Origin of the sequence: Cupriavidus sp. BIC8F (assembly GCF_032465815.1) — a bacterium.
In the GTDB taxonomy this organism is placed as follows: Bacteria; Pseudomonadota; Gammaproteobacteria; order Burkholderiales; family Burkholderiaceae; genus Cupriavidus; species Cupriavidus necator.
In genome coordinates this window covers 367,068-384,403 of sequence record NZ_CP136094.1, presented here as the reverse complement: position 1 = coordinate 384,403, position 17,336 = coordinate 367,068, and the positions used below count along the sequence as shown (strand labels likewise).

The 17,336-nt window shown below is 61.9% G+C and carries 14 protein-coding genes; 4 read left to right on the top strand and 10 right to left on the bottom strand.

From position 1 onward, the window contains the following. Positions 1–4: 4 nt before the first annotated feature. The 6 genes from RS901_RS01780 to RS901_RS01755 are packed head-to-tail and all read right to left on the bottom strand — an operon-like array spanning position 5 to position 6,152. Complete coding sequence (locus tag RS901_RS01780) at positions 5–763, bottom strand: HAD family hydrolase (RefSeq protein WP_316151112.1); 759 nt, start codon at positions 761–763, stop codon at positions 5–7. Continuing rightward, complete coding sequence (locus RS901_RS01775) at positions 757–2,811, bottom strand: uridine kinase (protein ID WP_316151110.1); 2,055 nt, start codon at positions 2,809–2,811, stop codon at positions 757–759. The genes RS901_RS01780 and RS901_RS01775 overlap by 7 nt, the downstream gene beginning before the upstream one ends. After that, positions 2,808–3,410 (bottom strand): phosphatidylinositol-specific phospholipase C/glycerophosphodiester phosphodiesterase family protein, encoded by a 603-nt coding sequence (locus tag RS901_RS01770; RefSeq protein WP_316151109.1) that lies wholly within the window; start codon positions 3,408–3,410, stop codon positions 2,808–2,810. Before RS901_RS01770 ends, RS901_RS01775 begins: the two co-directional genes overlap by 4 nt. Further along, positions 3,407–4,105, bottom strand: coding sequence for a glycosyltransferase family 2 protein (locus RS901_RS01765; protein ID WP_316151107.1), 699 nt, complete (start codon positions 4,103–4,105; stop codon positions 3,407–3,409). Before RS901_RS01765 ends, RS901_RS01770 begins: the two co-directional genes overlap by 4 nt. Continuing rightward, positions 4,102–4,506 carry a GtrA family protein gene (locus RS901_RS01760; RefSeq protein WP_316151106.1) on the bottom strand — a complete coding sequence of 135 codons (405 nt, stop codon included), beginning with the start codon at positions 4,504–4,506 and terminating at the stop codon, positions 4,102–4,104. The genes RS901_RS01765 and RS901_RS01760 overlap by 4 nt, the downstream gene beginning before the upstream one ends. Continuing rightward, a complete protein-coding gene (locus RS901_RS01755) occupies positions 4,503–6,152 on the bottom strand; it encodes a sugar phosphate nucleotidyltransferase (protein ID WP_316151105.1) in 1,650 nt (549 codons plus the stop codon). Before RS901_RS01755 ends, RS901_RS01760 begins: the two co-directional genes overlap by 4 nt. Positions 6,153–6,836: 684 nt before the next feature. Here RS901_RS01755 and RS901_RS01750 point away from each other — a divergent pair. Then, the gene (locus RS901_RS01750; RefSeq protein WP_316153348.1) at positions 6,837–8,195 is read left to right on the top strand and encodes an IS1182 family transposase; all 1,359 of its coding nucleotides are present in this window, start codon (positions 6,837–6,839) and stop codon (positions 8,193–8,195) included. A gap of 198 nt (positions 8,196–8,393) precedes the next feature. On the opposite strand, the gene RS901_RS01745 is transcribed toward RS901_RS01750, so the two are convergent. From RS901_RS01745 to RS901_RS01730, 4 genes are read right to left on the bottom strand one after another with little or no spacing between them, the layout of a single operon-like run. Further along, positions 8,394–9,650: a lipopolysaccharide biosynthesis protein gene (locus tag RS901_RS01745; protein ID WP_316151104.1), complete on the bottom strand. Its 1,257-nt coding sequence runs from the start codon at positions 9,648–9,650 to the stop codon at positions 8,394–8,396. Then, a complete protein-coding gene (locus RS901_RS01740) occupies positions 9,650–10,783 on the bottom strand; it encodes a glycosyltransferase (protein WP_316151103.1) in 1,134 nt (377 codons plus the stop codon). The genes RS901_RS01745 and RS901_RS01740 overlap by 1 nt, the downstream gene beginning before the upstream one ends. After that, complete coding sequence (locus RS901_RS01735) at positions 10,783–12,102, bottom strand: sugar transferase (protein WP_316153346.1); 1,320 nt, start codon at positions 12,100–12,102, stop codon at positions 10,783–10,785. Before RS901_RS01735 ends, RS901_RS01740 begins: the two co-directional genes overlap by 1 nt. Further along, positions 12,102–13,241 carry a glycosyltransferase family 4 protein gene (locus tag RS901_RS01730; RefSeq protein ID WP_316151102.1) on the bottom strand — a complete coding sequence of 380 codons (1,140 nt, stop codon included), beginning with the start codon at positions 13,239–13,241 and terminating at the stop codon, positions 12,102–12,104. The genes RS901_RS01735 and RS901_RS01730 overlap by 1 nt, the downstream gene beginning before the upstream one ends. Before the next feature lie 331 nt (positions 13,242–13,572). Here RS901_RS01730 and RS901_RS01725 point away from each other — a divergent pair, with 331 nt between their 5' ends. Genes RS901_RS01725 through waaA form a run of 3 tightly spaced genes read left to right on the top strand, consistent with a single transcriptional unit; the run spans position 13,573 to position 17,334 of the window. Beyond that, positions 13,573–14,958, top strand: a complete 1,386-nt coding sequence (locus tag RS901_RS01725) for a phosphomannomutase/phosphoglucomutase (RefSeq protein WP_316151101.1) — start codon at positions 13,573–13,575, stop codon at positions 14,956–14,958. Then, positions 14,939–16,045, top strand: coding sequence for a lipopolysaccharide heptosyltransferase I (waaC, locus tag RS901_RS01720; RefSeq protein WP_316151100.1), 1,107 nt, complete (start codon positions 14,939–14,941; stop codon positions 16,043–16,045). The genes RS901_RS01725 and waaC overlap by 20 nt, the downstream gene beginning before the upstream one ends. Further along, positions 16,045–17,334 carry a lipid IV(A) 3-deoxy-D-manno-octulosonic acid transferase gene (gene waaA, locus RS901_RS01715; RefSeq protein WP_316151099.1) on the top strand — a complete coding sequence of 430 codons (1,290 nt, stop codon included), beginning with the start codon at positions 16,045–16,047 and terminating at the stop codon, positions 17,332–17,334. Before waaC ends, waaA begins: the two co-directional genes overlap by 1 nt. The last annotated feature ends 2 nt before the right edge of the window (positions 17,335–17,336 follow it).

The following is a 17,336-nucleotide window of genomic DNA, read 5'->3' as shown; positions in this document are numbered from 1 at the left end:
ATTCTCAGGTTTGCGACCGGCCGGCCAGACGGGCAAACAGCCTTCGCAGCTCGCCAAATTCAGCAAATGAAGCATCGGGGCCGTTCTGTCCCGTACCGAGGCTGACGCCGGCGTGAAGCTTCTGCAACGTCACGGCGCCGATCTTTTCGCGTGCACCCTTGATATCGTTGATCGGATTGTCTCCGATCATCCAGATGCAGTCGCCTTTCGGGCGCATCTTTTCCAAGGCGATCTGGAAGGGCGCGGCATGAGGTTTGTCAAAGCCCGCTTCTTCACTTGTCACGATGTAATCAAAGTAGTGGTCCAGGCCGAAGTACACGATCTTGCGGAACTGAATCTGTGCGGTCAAATCGGTAACGATGGCGGTGGGAATACCAAGCAGCCTGAGATCGTCAAGCAACTCCTTCACTTCGTCGAATAACACCGCGTGGCTTAGAAAAGTGCGCCAATAGGTTTGCTCGAAATCGAGCGCTAGCATGACTTGCGAGCCCAGGCCGATAATCTCGAGCATGCGCTGCAGGTAGAGCAGGCGGCTGTGTGAACTCGCCGTGTGCTTCAGGCGGCTTTTCACTTGGTGCCGGGCTTCCGCGAAGGCGTGATCGAACTCGTCCGCACCGATCGAGAACGTCCGGGTCACTTTTTCACGAACTGCTGCTATGGCTGCCTCATGGGCAGGGTCGTAGTGATATAGCGTATTGTCCGTGTCGAACAGGATGGCATCCGGCAGGCGCTCGAAGCGCTGCGGATTAATTAACTTCACCATAGTAGCCGCTTGTTTAGCGCTTGATTGATGTGGGAAAGCGTTACCAATTGCATCAGTCCCATGATGCCGTCCCGCCACTGCGGGCTGAGGTCCAGGAACTCGAGGATGCGTGGGAACAGGGTCTTGGCTGCCAGCGCAATGTCGTCCGATGACGTTTCGCCTTCGATGGTGAATTCCACCTCGCAGGCATCGTTGCTCATACCCATCTCGACATGCAGCCCGCAGATGCCCACCAGCACGCGTGAAAGCGATAGTTCGTTGAGGCCGTTGCGCGAGCGAACCGAGAGCTTGAAGCGGGGCGGATGCGCCGGGTCAGCCTCGGACAGCATGCGGGGATGGATGGGCTGCAGCGACATGACGAGATCGGCATGCGCGGCCTGCGGACGTACAAATTTCTCGGAATCGGGCTCGCGCTTTTCGAGCGATGCCAGCACCTTTTCCACACTGTGGCCACGCTGGTGCACATCACGTTGCAGCTTGAAGTATCGGCGCAGCCCTTCGTCGATATCGAGATAAATGCTGAGGTTGTAGCAGTTGCGGAGGATGGGCAGGTACAACGCATGCAGGCCGCTTGCCACAATGATGTCATTGCTTCCTAGCTTGTGCGGGCGGCTCATTTTACCCGTTTCGTGATCATAGTGACGGGTGACAATCGATTTGCCATCGGTGAGTGCGACTAGATCCTGGGCATAGCGCTCAAGGTCATTGGCCATGGGGTTCAGATGTGTCATCACTTGCCACATCGGCTTCTGGCGATCCCAAAGATGGTAGTCATCGCCGGAGAGCTGCACCACCGAGTGCGTACCGAACAGCGCTTCGATCGAGTCGGCTAGCGTGTCCTTGCCCGCCCCCGAGTCTCCCGCTATGCCGACCACGAATGGTTTGCGGCTCAGCCGGAAATAATCGTTATGCCGGACGGCTTCGCGCCAGATGCGAATGGCAAGTAGGATCCCCACTGTCATTAGCGTGGTCTGCAGCAGCGCAATGCCCGTGGAGCCCAGTTGCAGCGCAAATTGCTGGGTCAAGGCATCGACAGCTTTGCGGTCAGCCAACAATGGCTGCGGACTAGTAAGCAGGCTGGCCACGACGTAGAGACAGGAAAACGTTGTGGCAAGCCCAATCGCAACCTTGTCGCTCATTGCCTGATAATAAATCAGTAACGGCATGATCCAAACGAACCAGCCAGGCGAAGCCGGCGTCAGCAGCACGACGAGAAAGAAGGCCATCCCCAGCAGCACGTTGAGCAAATCAAAGCTGATGCGCCTTACGCGCCATGCTGCATAGAGCATCAGCAAATAGGCCATCGGAAGCACGTAGACGTGAAAATTCTCGCCGATACGCACTGCAAACTGATAGACCTTGCCCATCTCAGGATTACTGAACAGCATGTATGTTCCGGCCTGCGACAACGCAAATGGAACACTGAACACCAGCGCGGCGCCGATCAGGCCTTTCAGATACGTCGGAAGCAGGTGTCGAAGGGCGCGGTTGCGGAACAGGTAGATCAGGAAGAACGGCAAGGCCAGCACCATGCTTAGCTTGGCTGAGACCGCCGCACCGCAGAGCACGCCGGCCTGGGTCAGGCGATACCTGCGCGTATAGAACAGGGCCAAGCTCAGCAGCATCACCGGAACCAGATCGTTGAGGCCAAGCCAGTAGGTGGCAAGCAACACGATCGGCGAGAGCCAGTATGCGCAAAGGAGCAAGCGCTCGCGTCCGGAGATCAACGCGTTCAGCACGAGCAGCAGACCGATGTCCACTGCTACCAGGGTGAGGCCATAGCCGAAGTAGAGTGGCGTACCGATCCACTTGCTGAGCAGCGTGAGAGGCGCGAAGACGAGCCACATGACATAGCCGTAGGGAAAAGCCGCCGGCGTACCTCCGGAGGCGAGGAAGGCTCCCCACGGGTCAAGCGAAAACCGCCCGGTGGTGACGTCCATGAACGGGACATACCAATGCATGGCCGCCTGCGGCAGGACTATGGCGACTATCAGGATACGAATTGCAAGGCCGCTGAGAAATAATGGGTGGTGAAGAAGTTTCCTCATGCGCACAAAGCTTGTTCCCACAATGTTGGTTGCTTGGTACAGATGGCAGAGGCGCAGATATTGCGGCTGCGGAGCAGGGCCGCTACTGCGGGGATTTCGCTGACCGGATCGCGGCCCTGCAGCTCGGGCGAGACCAGGCATAGCTTCATGCCGGCGTCTTGCAAGCGGCGAGCCTGCAATTCGTCAAGCGGAAAGCGCGTGAAGCAGTCGACCCAGACCCAGTCCACGCGTCCGGCCAGCGAGAGTGCGGTTTCAATGCTTTCGAACTCGGAAACGCGCACTGCGCAGCGGCGTTCTCCCTTGCCAGACCACTTGACCAGAAAAGGGAAAGACTGGTCGAGGAAAAAGTAATCCTCGATGCCGCGGGCTGTCATCAGCGCGATCAGTCGAGCTTCAAGCCCCTCTTCCTTGACGTTGAGAATGAGGGTGCCATGGCGATAGTGATCCAGCCACGCTTCAAAACGCTCACCTGCGACGAAAGGGTCATGGTGAATAATCAATTGATCCTGGCTGCTCCGGATATCCACCTCAATGCCGTACTTTGTCGGCGTGCTGTCCAACTCGGCAATCGTGTTGCGGCGATGTGCGATCAGGTTCATGGCTTCAATGTTCTCCTCAGTTGCAGGCTGAAATCAACCGTGCGCCGGATGAACTTCCGCTTGGCAGCCCAATTGATGTTCCAATGCGATACGCCGTGGGCTCGCTCTCCGAAAAGCACTGGGAAACGATAGACCGGTAGGTTGATTTTGCGAGCTTGGTAGTAAGCGTAGAGATCCAGGGAAAAATCATCTGGCGGCTCACGCCAAGTGTCGAGGAACCTGCGCGAAAACATGGTCGGCTGCGCGTTGATGTCCCACATGGGCTTGCTTAGCAGGGCGGTCTCGAACAGGCTCATGCCGACCGTAAAGGCAACGTCGGACAGTGGCCGCCCATATCGGCGACCCTTCACAAAGATGTCCGGCCCATGTTCTGTGAACAGTGCCAGGCCCTTGATGCAATCCTGCGGGTCAGTTTGCAAATCGGCATGCGTCCAGCCGAGAATGTCACCGGACGCTGCGCGCAGGCCACTGAGAATTCCAAAGCCGTAGCCCTGATTTTTCTCGACGCGCACGCTGCGGCAGCCGGGGAACTCAGGCAGCCGCGTTTTCAGGACCGTGGGGCTATCGTCGGTCGAGCCATTGTCAACCAGGATGACCTCCGCGTCCGCTTGGTTTGTGACTCCCTGGCAGCGCTCCAGCAGCAATGGAAGATTGGCGGCTTCGTTATAGCACGGGATGACGAGAGAGAATTTCACGCCGCCTCCGTGCTTGGCTTGCGGCGAAAGACATAGTATTTCATACCGATAAAATTGAGTGTAGCCGAGACCGTGGTCGCGAATAGAAACGCAATTTGTAATGTGCCAGGTATATTTCCCATTACTCCCAGCGTTATCCTATTAACTAGCACATTTGCGCCGAGGGTTGTAGTATAAAGTAGCGCGAAGCGGATGAAGGTGCCGGTCGCGTGGGTATGCTGCCCAAATGTCCAAGCTCTGTTTGCGAAATAAGCAAACAAGGTTCCGAGCAAAAAGCTGACTGCCTTCGCGGCATCCACATTCAGCGCATTCAGCAACACTAGGGCGCGGTAAGAAAAAAAATCTACCAGTACGGTGAGCAACCCGACAATGAGGAAGATACGAAGCTCGCGGCGAATCATTGGTGTGCCGAGGGCAGCTCGGGAACGGTTTGGCGATATTTTTCACTCAGGTAGGTAACCGCGGCGACAGGGATACGATGATCCTGTTCCATCCGATACGGATGGCCCGCCCATTTGTGGAAACAGGATTGCCAGTATTCAAATATACGCAAATCGTTCGGCGTGCCCCACGATATAAAGCTCTCTACTTCGAACAGATGGCATTTTAAGCCGATTGCGATCGCATCATTAATACAGGCATCGATATAGAACTCGCCGTTGATTCTGCCGTTGCGTGCAATGAGGCGGTCCATAGCGTGCCGGAAATCACTTGGGCGCTTGAAAGTGAAGGTGCCGACTACGATGGGGTCCGTTGCCGGCGAACCCAGCGCCGTCTTCACAGAGATCTGCTTAATGATGCGATCGCTCGCATCGATCCAGCCAAACATCTGCGGCTGACGGGCGGCATTGGCGTGGCCGCGGACACCCCATACGATTACATCGACGGCGGGGTCGTCGATCAATGCACGCAGGCGGGCTTGGTTGTAGAGGACGCCGTTGTCGCAAGCTCCGAACGTAATGGGGCCGGGTAAAGAACCGGTTGCGCGAGCTGTGGCTTCCATGCCGATCAGCGCGGTGCAGCCCTGGCCTTCCGTAACCGTTTCAATCGTTTCAATATGCGCGCCCGGGTAAGCATGCGTAAGTGTGCGCGCAATGCTCTCATGGCCCGGCATATCGGCGCGCAGCACGAAGCCGTAGCGTTGCGCAGCTGGTAGGTCGTGCGTTGCCTGCAGCACCATTGGCTGGCCGGAGACGGGAATCAACGGTTTAGTAACCGCGTATCCTTGATCGGCGAAGCGCTGGCCCAGGCCGGCCATGGGAACGACCACCGTGCCTGCATCTGATCTGGCCTGCTCAGACTCGAGCAGCTTGCGGAAGACGGTTGACCAGCCTTCATATTCGGCAACGTCTTCCGGTGTGCCCCATTGCATGAAATGCTGCAGCGGGTAGACTGCCACCGGCTGCCCGGCCTTGAAAAGCGGCTTGTAGGCGAGGCTGACGTAGTACTCACCGCCAACGTTGAGATCACACTCCATCGTCGCCTGAAAGGCGTCGAGCATGAGGTGGCCGCTCGAGAAGTAGTACGTGCCGCTGGAAGCATACTCTTCCATTCGATTGTCGGTGTATGGCTGTTTTTCCTGAATATCCAATACCCAGCCCTGGGATGTTCGCATATAAGCGTAGTTGGTTGTGCCAAGGGTGTGCGGATGGAAGCCTTTGTAAGCCGGAATTGCCCCTGCACATTTAGTTGACTGCACGAATCTCTTGAAATTCTGCCAATCCCAATAACAGGTGAAATCACAATAATTGACCACCACGGGGCGCGTTGGATCGATCATCGATTTGACCTGTCGGACCGCATGAATGGGACCTAACTTATGCGGCGGGATGCCGACGATTCGCCCAGTCGGGCAATATTGCTGCAGAATTTCCTCCATCCGGTAGTCCGGATTGGCCAGATGTTCGCTATTGCAGATAAAGATGAAATCACGTTCGCCTGGGAACATGTCGATGACATGAGCGATAATTGGTTTCTCGTCAATCTCAATGAGCGGCTTTGGCACTGCGTAGCCGGCACGGCGAAAGCGTTCGCCGAATCCGGACATTGGGATGATTATTTGCACGATAACGGAGGATATGGTAGATGGTCGGCGGTCTGGTAGACGTGATTCCGTTTCCCGCCCTTAAATGAATTTTTCCGTAAGGGCCAACTGTGAAAACTCTGTGCTTTGCGCACGAAATGCCTGCAAGTTTACTAGTAGGCATCGGCAATGTCATCCGAAGGAACATTTCGTATCGCATTTTGAGTGCTATACATCACTTTTTGCCAACTATCGTGAGAAGGTGCGCTTCAGTGGGCGAGGCCTCTGGCGAGTTCACGCCTCGAATTGCGATGCGTTTGCTCGCTCGCGGCTCTTCGATGAGGCGGCCAATGCTGTCGGCAATCGCCTTGCCGTCAATATCGAGATTAGGGGGGGTGCGAAGATCCGTCCTGTACTAAAGCAGATCGAGAAATACTGGATGGCGGACCAGTAGCTTACAATCTACTCCCGCTGCGCGGATGGCGTTCCCAACGCAAGTGGCTTTTGCGACCTTCTATGGCCTTTGCGCAACTAAATGTGCTCAGTGCGCGGTATTTGCGCTATCCACTGGGCGCCAACACATTAGCGATGGTGGCCGTCATGTTCGGCCATCTTAATAGCGTCGCTAGGAGTTTGTCGGGCTTTGCAGTCTTCCGCAAGATGACGTTGTCCGAGATAATCGCTGGCGCACAACCAAAGACCTACCCGATGAGCCGCTTCGTTCCCGTAGACCGAGATACCGCGTACCTGTTGCCGCCCTCAGTGGACGAATGGCTGCCCGATGATCACTTGGCGCGCTTCGTAGTCGAAGTCATCGAGCAGCTCGATCTGAGCGAACTGACACGCCAATACGCGGGCCGGGGTTCGGCGGCGCACCATCCCGCCGTGTTGCTGGGCTTGCTGATCTACGGCTATGCCAATGGCGTGCACTCGAGCCGCAAGCTCGAACGCGCGACCTACGACTCGGTGGCCTTCCGCTATGTGGCAGCCAACACCCACCCGGATCACGACACGCTGGCGACGTTCCGGCGTCGATTCCTGAAGGAGGTGGAGGCGCTGTTTGTGCAGGTGCTGGTGCTGGCGCGCGAGATGAAACTGCTCAAGCTCGGGCACATTGCGCTGGACGGCACCAAGATCGACGCGAACGCGAGCAAGCACCGCGCCCTGTCGTGGGGTCATGCCCAAAAGATCGAGGCGCAGTTACGACAGGAAGTGCAGGCCCTGCTTGCGCTGGCCGAGAACAGCGACCGCGCAGCCATCCCGGATGGCATGGACGTGCCGGCGGAGATCGCTCGACGCGAAGACCGCTTGAGCGCGATGGCGCTGGCCAAGGCAAAGATCGAGCAGCGCGCCGCCGAGCGTCATCAACTCGAACAGCAGGAGTACGAGGCCAAGACGGCTAAGCGCAAGTCTCAGCGGGACGCTGGCAAGAAGCCGCGCGGCAAGGATCCCGAGCCACCAGAGGCGGGGCCCAAGGATGGCGATCAGGTGAACCTCACGGATGAAGAGTCACGCATCATGCCCGTCTCGGGGGGTGGCTTCGAACAAAGCTACAACGCGCAAGCCGGGGTAGACACAGAGACGATGATGGTGGTCACCCAGCACGTGAGCCAGGCGTGCAACGACAAGCGCGAAGTCGTGCCCACGCTGGAGCAGATCGCGGCGTTGCCTGCGGTGCTGGGCGAGGTGCGCACGCTGATCACGGACAACGGCTTCTTCAGTCAGGCCAACGTGATCGCGTGCCACGATGCAGGGATCGAGCCGCTGCTGGCGCTAAGGCGGGAGCCGCATCATGCCCCTGTGCTGGAGCGCTTTGCCCCCGATGTGCCGCAGCCCCAGACCACGGACCCGGTTGTGCAGATGGCGCACCGACTGGGCACACAAGCCGGGCGCGCCCTCTACAGCTTGCGCAAGCAGACGGTGGAGCCGGTGTTCGGCATCATCAAACGGGTAATGGGTTGGCGCCAGATGAGCATGCGCGGGCTGGACAAGGCGCAAGGCGAATGGAGTCTTGTGACCATGGCCTGGAACATCAAGCGCATGCACGTTCTGCGAGCGGTTGGATAGCAAAGTGCGCCTCGACTACCCAAAGCCGAGCCCCTAAGGCGCTCCAATGTGCCATCACAGTGCCTCGTCAACCATCAAGAGCGTTCGATCAGCGCGATTGCCGTCCAAAAATCTCGTCGCACCGATCATTCGGATTCGCCCGGGCTCAAGTCCGACGGACTCCTAGTGCCGTGCAGGAGCAGTTCGGACTGGTATAACTCAGGCCGAGGCGGTCGCAGTAGCCGCGGCCCTGCTGCCGCGAAGAACTAGGATGAGACCGTAGATCACGGCGATGGCGTTAGCCACGGCGTAGCCAAGGACGGCCCCACGCGTGCCAAGGCGCGGCACGGCGATGGTGTCGACGATAACAGTGGTGGCGAGCACGAGCGCCCATTTGAGAGTCACCCAGCGCGGCCTACGTAGGTAGACGGGCAGGAGGCTCAGGCCCACATCAGCAAAGATAAGGGTCGACGCCAGCGCGGCGAGTTGCAGCAGGATGACGGTGTCCCCAAATGCCTGACCGTAAAGTAGGTGGACAACCCAGTCCGCGCACAGGGCAAGTATGACAGCGCCAGAAAGTCCGATGACAGCCATGACCCCAGTCACACGCAGCACGTTGCGTCGCGCGGCCACGGCGGATTTCTGCGCAAACACATACATCGGCGCCACACCCGCCGCCAGAATGGTCGCGACGGTCGTGAAATTGTCCAACACCTGCATCGTTGCTGCATAAGTCCCCAACTCTGCCAATGGCACAGCTGGCTTCAATATCAACTGATCTGCCCGCCGCGCCGCCACCATCATCACAAAACTTACCCAAAACAACGCCCCATCCCGCACCAGATCCCGCGTCAGCGCCGATTCATATGCCGGGATTGCCTTAGGCGCACGCGACAAGTAATACCAAGCCAGCAGCCCCGCAGCGACTAACGGCTCGATAGCAAATGCCGTGGCGTACGCTGGCAGCAGGTCTACGCCGGTAATTAAGAACACAGCGATCAACCCAGCCTTCGCCGCAAGCGCAATCAGATTGAACACCACATTCGGCCGATTGTGCATACGCGCCTGCATCCAAGCAATCACCACCCCAAAAGGCTCGCGTAGCATAATCGCTGTGCCAAGAGTCGCCGCTGGGATCCACGTATCGGAAGGCTGCTGCGTAATCACCAGCCACAGACACATCAACCCGTATCCAGCAATGCCCGCGGTCAGCCGTATGGCAAATGCGTGGGCGACAAGCGAGTGCATAGCCTCCGCCGACGGCGACGCCACCAGCCGCGGCACCACAACCTCAGCCGAGCAGATTAGCGGAATCGACGCCGCAATAAACACCAACGACTGCGCATACTGAAAATGCGCGAACCCCTCGGTCCCCAACGCACGTGCCAGCATGCCGACGACGCCGATACCCACAGCCACCTGCAAGCCGCGGTCGGCCAGCATCCAAAGCAGATTACCGGCGACTCGGTGGCGCATCAGTGTCCTTCCTTCAACCGTTGGTACTGCACCAGCCATTGCCGAGCCACAGCGCCGACGTCGAAGCGGCTGACGATCTGAGAGCGGCGGCGGTCGCATTTGGCCTGCGAGTCTGGCAGCTGCGTGATGACCTCAAGCAGTGCCCGGGCCAGGGCAGGTGCGTCGCCGACTGGCGTCAGTGTGGCGGTGCCGCCGGCCAGTTCCGCCACGCCGGCAGCGGCGGTGGCGACCACGGGCAGGCCGCTGGCCAACGCTTCGCCTACCGCGAGCGGCATGCCTTCGATACGGGACGACAGCACGAACACGTCGGCGGCGCGCAGCAGGTCAGGGATGTCGTTACGGGCGCCGGCGAGCAGCACGGCGTGGTTAAGCCCATATTGGGCAATCCGCGTGGTCAGGGCAGCGCGCAACGGGCCGTCGCCGGCAATTATCAGCCTGGCCCGGGGAAGGGCCGTGGCCACATCGCGAAACGCGTCCACAAGTATCGCCTGGTCTTTCTCAGGTACCAGCCGGCCAACGTTTAACACCAGCACATCATCGGACGACAGTACAAGATCACCGCGCGCACGCTCGCGCGCGACAGGGTCGGGGCGGAAGCGCATGATATCGATGCCGTTGGGTATCACCGCCATGCGGCCTGGCGGCACGGCGCCGCTGTCGATCATGGCCCGCCTGCCTGCCTCGCTGACATGGGTTGTCAGTGCACACCAGCGGTCCGTCAGCCGATATGCGAGCGTGCGCAGCGTGCCGCCTTCATGCGCGCTGTGGGCCGAGCAGATGACAGGCGGTGTATGCCCGGTACGGGCCAGCACACGCGCGAATAAGTTGCCGTGGACCATATGTGCGTGGATGACGTCTGGTTGCCACTGGCTGACGATGCGCCGCGCTTTCCGCAGCGCCGACAGCATCGATAACGGCGTCTTGCGCATCGCCAGTTCGGTGACGGTGATGCCGGGCGGCAGCGCTACCTCCTGTCCAGCAGTCAGGCTGATGATGGACACGGCGTGGCCGAGCGCGACGAAGGCACCAGCCAGCGCTGCGATCTGCTGTTCAGCCCCGCCTAGCTTCAGGCCGGTGGTGATGACGAGGATGCGCAAGGGCTGCTGCGCGGATGAGTCGCCAGACGCCGCCATCAACGCGCCCCATACCCTGTCGCTAGCGTCCGCAACGTCTTCACCGCAATCAGCAAATCCAACGCCAACGAGCAATGCTTGACGTAGTACAGGTCATAGCTGAGCTTGGTCACGGTTTCTTCATGACTGCCCGCATAGCCTTGCTGCACCTGTGCCCAGCCGGACAGGCCGGGCCGCACCAGGTGGCGGTAAGGATAGTAGGGGATGGATGCCGAGAACTGCTCGACCATCGGCGCCTGCTCCGGCCGGGGCCCGATCAGGCTCATGTGGCCAACCAGCACATTCCACAGCTGCGGGATCTCATCCAGGCGGTACTTGCGGATGACTCGCCCAACGCGCGTGACACGCGGATCGCGGCGTGCGGCGAACATGGCGGGCGCCCTGCTGTCCACGCCCATGCTGCGGAATTTGAGCATCACGAACGGTTTGCCGAAGAGACCGACGCGCAACTGCCGGAAGATCGCGCCGCCAGGCGTTTCCAGCCGGATCGCGAGCGCGACGGCCAGGCCCAGGGGCACGGCGATCGGCGCCAGGCAAAGGACGGTGACGATGTCGACCACACGCTTCAGATAGCCGTACAGGTAATGGGCCGCATAGTCGTCCAGGAAGTTCTCGTCGATATGTGCCAGGCCGACCCGGCCAGTCAGCATTTCGCCAACACGCTCCACCGAATACATCCGCACATGGCTCATCTTGTAGTGCGCGAGCAGGCGCGTGCGTTCCGGATCGCCGGTGACGCTGCGCTCGACCATCAGGCCGTCGAAATGCCTGGCGTCCTCCAGCGAGCCAACCGGCTCGAAGCGGATGCGGGCTGCCGGCGCGGCGCCGGGCATGGCGAGTATGGCTTCGAGCTGCGTCAAGGTGTGCGGATCGGTATATCCGAACAATGGCACGTAGTTCTGCACAAAGCGGCGGTAACCGGACCAGATCCAGGTCAGCGTAATGATATATGCCAGCAGCAGGGCGCCTCGTGAATACTCGATGTGGAACGCGGCAAAGGCAAAAAGCAGTCCGCAGAAGGGCAGCGTGACCGCCAGCCCCGCCAGGCTGTTGCCTTCCATCGCCGGCAAGTGCAGCGAGCGGTTGAGCAGCATGAACGCGAACAGGTACGGCACCACGGACCACAGCAACGTGCGCGTGAACACGTAGGTGACAAAGCCCGCACGATGGGCCATCTCGGCGAATACCGCGCTGATCGCGAATAACGCCAGGCCGAGCACTGCCCAGGTCAGCATCCGGCTCACCCGGCGCACTGTCTCGGAGCCGCCGATGTGGCGGCACAGGGCGTGGCGGCGCAGGCTGTCGGATTTTGTGTTCATCATGTCAGCACCCGGGCGGCGCGAGGCGTGCGCGCCAGTGCATCGCGATAGACGGACCAGGTCGATTCGGTCATCCGTTCCAGCACATAGTGTTGCTCCCAACGCAGGCGCGCGGCACTGCCGAGCGCGCCGCGCAGCGTAGCGTCCGAGGCAAGGCGTTTCAGCGCTGCAGAAAACCCGGGCTCGTCATTGTGGTCGACCAGCAGCCCTTGCTTGTTGTGCCCGATCTGTTCGCGGATGCCAGGCAGGTCCGACGCGATCACGGCGAGTCCGGCCCGCATGGCTTCGAGCACCGACAGCGGCAAGCCCTCATGGTCCGAGGCCAGCACAAAGGCCTGCGCGGACGCCAGCAGGGCGGCAATGTCCGCTACATTGCCCGGAAAACGTATGCGCCCGGGCGCGAGCTGTTGTGCGAGCTGCGCCATGGCTTTGCGCTGCGGGCCGTCGCCTGCCAGCACCAGTTCGCAATCGTGGAGATTCGCGCGCGCAAACGCGCGGATGACCGCGTCGGGTCGCTTTGGCGCGGCAAAGCGCGCCACCATCACTATCCTGCGCAGCGGCGCTTGCGGCGCCGCGCGATGATCGGTGTCCGAAATGCCATTGGCAATCACCGCGATACGATCGGCGGGAACCGGCAGTGACCGGGCCAGCCGGCGCTCGGACTCGGCAACGCAGATCACGCGCGACGCCAGCGGCGCCAGCAGCCACTCCGCCACGCGCGCGGCCAGACGCTGGCGCCATGGCGATTCGGGCTTGAAGGCAAAACCGTGCACCGTGTAGACCACGGGGATTCTCAGCAGGAAGCCGGCGATGCGGCCAAGCGCGCCTGCCTTGGCGCTGTGCGCATGGATCAGGTCAGGGGCCGCCGTCTTCAGCGCTTGCACAAGCTCGCGCAAGGCGGTAACGGCGCGCCAGGGAGAAAGGGCGTTGTCGAGCCGGGAAAGCCGCATGATTTTCGCCCCGGTACGGGTGGCGATATCGAACAGCGGCCCCTCGCCGCCCGCCAGCAAGACGGTTTCGGCGCGGCCCTGCATTGACTGCAGCAGGTCACCGACATGCGATTGCGCCCCGCCGATCTCCGAGTTGGTGATCAGATAAGCGATGCGCAGGCGCGGCGAGGTCTGTGCGGCGGACGTCAAGTGTGCGTACGAAATTAGCTAGGTCGCAACCGCCACTTGGGCGGAAAGTGCCGGCAAGTTATGGCAGCTTCTGGATGTCGGGCAATCGCTGCCGGAACCGACGTGACCGGATGGCGAAAGGCGGCGCGCCTGGCGGGCGGTAAAGTGTAGCCTCGGGTGTAGGACAGACGCTGAAAATTGCGCCCGTCCGGTATATTGCGGCGATTATACCGCCCGCCAGTCGCGCAATCCGGCAAAATAGCCCCTTTGATTCGTTCCAAGAGCCCGATCTGGTGTCGTCGTCCATGCCTTGGCAATGTGCGTCGCGCCCTACAGACTGACAGGAAGCCATATGCAAATCGAACCCTCCATCTTCAAAGCCTATGACATCCGCGGCATTGTGGGCAAAACGCTCACCCGCGACGTCGCACGCCTGATTGGCCTGTCGTTCGGTTCGGCCGCTGCAGAACTCGGCGAGAAAACCGTCGTAGTAGGCCGCGACGGCCGCCTCTCCGGCCCCGACCTGATCGCCGGCCTGGTAGAGGGCCTGCGCGCCGCCGGCCTGGACGTGATCGACATCGGCCTGGTCGCCACCCCGATGGTGTACTTCGCCGCCAATATCGAGATCGACGGCGTGCGCGCCACCTCCGGCATCATGGTCACCGGCAGCCACAATCCGCCCGACTACAACGGCTTCAAGATGGTCCTGGCCGGCCATGCGATCTACGGCGAGCAGATCCAGGCGCTGCGCAAGCGCATCGACGCCGGCGATTTCGCGAGCGGCAGCGGCACCTACAAGCAAGTCGATGTGCGCCAGAAGTACCTCGACCGCATCATCGGCGACGTCAAGCTGGCCCGCCCGATGAAGATCGCGCTGGATGCCGGCAACGGCGTGGCCGGCGCCTTCGTCGGCGACCTGTTCCGCGGCCTGGGCTGCGAGGTGACGGAGCTGTTCTGCGACGTCGACGGCAACTTCCCCAACCACCACCCCGATCCCGCGCATGTGGAGAACCTGCAGGACCTGATGAAGTGCCTGCGCGAGACCGACTGCGAGCTGGGCCTTGCCTTCGATGGCGACGGCGACCGGCTGGGCGTGGTGACCAAGGACGGGCAGGTGATTTTCCCGGACCGCCAGCTGATGCTGTTTGCCGAGGAGATCCTGTCGCGCAATCCGGGCGCGCAGGTGATCTACGACGTCAAGTGCACGGGCAAGCTGGCGCCGTGGATCCGCCAGCACGGCGGCGAGCCGCTGATGTGGAAGACCGGCCATTCGCTGGTGAAGGCCAAGCTGAAGGAAACCGGCGCGCCGATCGCAGGCGAGATGAGCGGTCACGTGTTTTTCAAGGACCGCTGGTACGGCTTTGACGATGGCCTGTACACGGGCGCGCGCCTGCTGGAGATCCTGTCGCGCCATGCCGATCCGAGCGCGGTGCTGAACGCGCTGCCGAACGCGAACAACACGCCGGAGCTGCAGATCAAGTGTGCCGAGGGCGAGCCGTTCACGCTGCTGGACCAGATCAAGGCGAACGCGAAGTTCGAAGGGGCGCGTGAGGTGATCACCATCGATGGCGTGCGCGTGGAGTATGCCGATGGCTTCGGCCTGGCGCGCCCGTCCAACACCACCCCGGTGGTGGTGATGCGTTTCGAGGCGGACAACGACGCGGCGCTTGCGCGCATCCAGGCGGAGTTCAAGCGCGTGATCCTGGCCGAGAAGCCGGATGCTCAGCTCCCGTTCTGAGCGTCCGGCGGTGCCACAGGCATCGCCGGACGCGTCCGGGGTGGTGCAGCCCATGCCGGCGGCGGCGCCGTTCCCGCTGCCGGAGCGGCCGCGCATCCTGCTGGTCAAGGTGTCGTCGCTGGGCGACGTGGTCCACAACATGCCGCTGGTGCACGACCTGCGCCTGCGCTGGCCGGACGCCGAGATCGACTGGGTGGTGGAAGAGGGCTACGTCGAACTGGTGCGCCTGTTGCCGGATGTGCGCCGCGTGATCCCGTTCGCGCTGCGGCGCTGGCGCAAGCGCATCCTGCAGGGCGGCACCTGGCGCGAGATTGGCGCGGTGCGCGATGCGCTGCGCAACGAACGCTACGACGCCGTGATCGAGAGCCAGGGCCTGCTCAAGACCGCGGTGGTCGCGCGCGTGGCCACGCGCGCGCCGCGTGCGCCGATCATCGGGCTGGGCAATGCCACGCAGGGCTCGGGCTATGAGCCGGCGGCACGGCTGTTGTACACCGACCCGGTGCGCGTTCCGCGCCAGACCCATTCGGTGCGCCGCTCGCGCTTGCTGGGCGCGGCGCTGACTGGGATGGCGCCGGCGGAGCCGCCGCAGTTCTTCGGGCCGGCGGCGCAGTCCTTGCATGTCGACGATCCGTTGTGGGCGGACCTGCCCGCGCGCTATGCCGTGTGCTTCCATGCGACGGCCGGCGCGCGCAAGAAGTGGGCGGTGCAGAACTGGCACGCGCTGGGCAACCGGCTGCGTGCCGAGGGCCTGGCCATGCTGCTGCCGTGGGGCAACGACAAGGAGCGCCAGGCCGCCGAAGAAATCGCCGCCGGCGTGCCGCAGGCGCAGGTGCTGCCGCGTTTCTCGGTGATGCAGGGATTCGGGCTGATCAACCGGGCCGAGGTGGTGATCGGGGTCGATACGGGCCTGGTCCATATCGCTGCGGCGTTGTGCCGGCCGACGGTAGAGATCTATACGGCCACGTGGCGCTGGAAAACTGAGGGCTACTGGTCCGGGCGCATCGCCAATGTCGGTGACGATGGCGTGGTGCCGTCGGTCGATGAGGTCTACGACGCGGCTTGCCGCGTGCGCGGAGTGGCTGCCTGATGCTGCGTTTGCTCTATAGCATGTTGTGGGTGGTGGTGCTGCCGCTGGCGTTGCTGCGCCTGGCCTGGCGTGCACGCAAGGAGCCGGGCTATGTGCAGCACGTCGGCGAACGCCTGGGTGTCTACGGCAGCCTGCCCCGGAAAGGTCCGTGGCTATGGGTCCACGCCGTGTCAGTAGGTGAGACCCGCGCGGCGCAACCGCTGATCGACGCGCTGCTCGGCGCCTATCCGCACCACCGTCTGCTGCTGACGCATATGACGCCCACCGGCCGCCAGACCGGTGCGCAGCTGTTCGGCAAGGAGCCGCGCATCCTGCAGTGCTACCTGCCGTATGACCTGCCGTGGCTGGTGGGGTGTTTCATGCGGTATTTCCGGCCGCAGGCGGGCATGCTGATGGAGACGGAGGTGTGGCCCAACCTGGTGCGCGGCGCGCGCAAGGCCGGGGTGCCGCTGTTCCTGGTCAATGCGCGCCTGTCGCCGCGCAGCTTCCGGCGCACGGCGCGGTTCGGGCGCGCGGCGGCGGTCATGTATGGGGATTTTGCGGGCGTGCTGGCGCAGACGGCGGGTGATGCCGAGCGCTTTCAGGCGTTGGGTGTGCCGGCGGTGCGGATCACCGGCAACCTGAAGTTCGATATGCAGCCGGCGCCGGCAGGCGTTGCGCTGGGCGAGCAGTTGCGCAAGGTCTTTGGCACGCGTGCGGTGCTGGCCGCCGCCAGCACGCGCGAGGGAGAGGAGCCGATGTTGCTCGATGCCTTCTCCCGCTGGCAATCACTGGCGGGCGATGTCCCGCGTCCCGCTTTGCTGCTGATCCCCCGTCACCCGCAGCGCTTCGATGAAGTCGCCGCAATGGCGGCGCGTGCGGGGTTCTCGGTCGAGCGCCGCAGTGCACTGGATCTTGACGGCATCCAGTCGCCGCTGACTGCCGATATCGTGCTGGGCGATTCGATGGGGGAGATGGCGATGTACTTTGCTGCGTCGGATCTCGCCTTTATCGGTGGCAGCCTGTTGCCGCTCGGGGGGCAGAACCTGATCGAGGCCTGCGCGGTCGGCACGCCGGTGCTGGTCGGTCCGCATACCTTCAACTTTGCGCAGGCGACGGAAGACGCGATTGCCGCGGGTGCTTGCCTGCGCGTCGACAATGCCGATGCGCTGATGCGCACCGCGGCAAGCGTGCTGGCCGATCCAGCCCGGCTGGCGGATATGCGCGCGCATGCGCAGACCTTTGCGGGCCTGCATCGGGGCGCCACCGTGCGCACCCTCGCTGCGCTGGCCCCGGCGCTGGAAGGCTGATC

What these genes read in the sequence shown, in the direction of transcription:
- RS901_RS01780 (WP_316151112.1), bottom strand. Translation starts at nt 763, where the DNA reads ATGGTGAAGTTAATTAATCCGCAGCGCTTCGAGCGCCTGCCGGATGCC.
- RS901_RS01760 (WP_316151106.1), bottom strand. Translation starts at nt 4,506, where the DNA reads ATGATTCGCCGCGAGCTTCGTATCTTCCTCATTGTCGGGTTGCTCACC.
- waaC (WP_316151100.1), top strand. Translation starts at nt 14,939, where the DNA reads ATGCTCAGCTCCCGTTCTGAGCGTCCGGCGGTGCCACAGGCATCGCCG.
- RS901_RS01735 (WP_316153346.1), bottom strand. Translation starts at nt 12,102, where the DNA reads ATGAACACAAAATCCGACAGCCTGCGCCGCCACGCCCTGTGCCGCCAC.
- RS901_RS01745 (WP_316151104.1), bottom strand. Translation starts at nt 9,650, where the DNA reads ATGCGCCACCGAGTCGCCGGTAATCTGCTTTGGATGCTGGCCGACCGC.
- RS901_RS01750 (WP_316153348.1), top strand. Translation starts at nt 6,837, where the DNA reads ATGAGCCGCTTCGTTCCCGTAGACCGAGATACCGCGTACCTGTTGCCG.
- RS901_RS01770 (WP_316151109.1), bottom strand. Translation starts at nt 3,410, where the DNA reads ATGAACCTGATCGCACATCGCCGCAACACGATTGCCGAGTTGGACAGC.
- RS901_RS01775 (WP_316151110.1), bottom strand. Translation starts at nt 2,811, where the DNA reads ATGAGGAAACTTCTTCACCACCCATTATTTCTCAGCGGCCTTGCAATT.
- RS901_RS01755 (WP_316151105.1), bottom strand. Translation starts at nt 6,152, where the DNA reads ATGTCCGGATTCGGCGAACGCTTTCGCCGTGCCGGCTACGCAGTGCCA.
- RS901_RS01725 (WP_316151101.1), top strand. Translation starts at nt 13,573, where the DNA reads ATGCAAATCGAACCCTCCATCTTCAAAGCCTATGACATCCGCGGCATT.
- waaA (WP_316151099.1), top strand. Translation starts at nt 16,045, where the DNA reads ATGCTGCGTTTGCTCTATAGCATGTTGTGGGTGGTGGTGCTGCCGCTG.
- RS901_RS01740 (WP_316151103.1), bottom strand. Translation starts at nt 10,783, where the DNA reads ATGGCGGCGTCTGGCGACTCATCCGCGCAGCAGCCCTTGCGCATCCTC.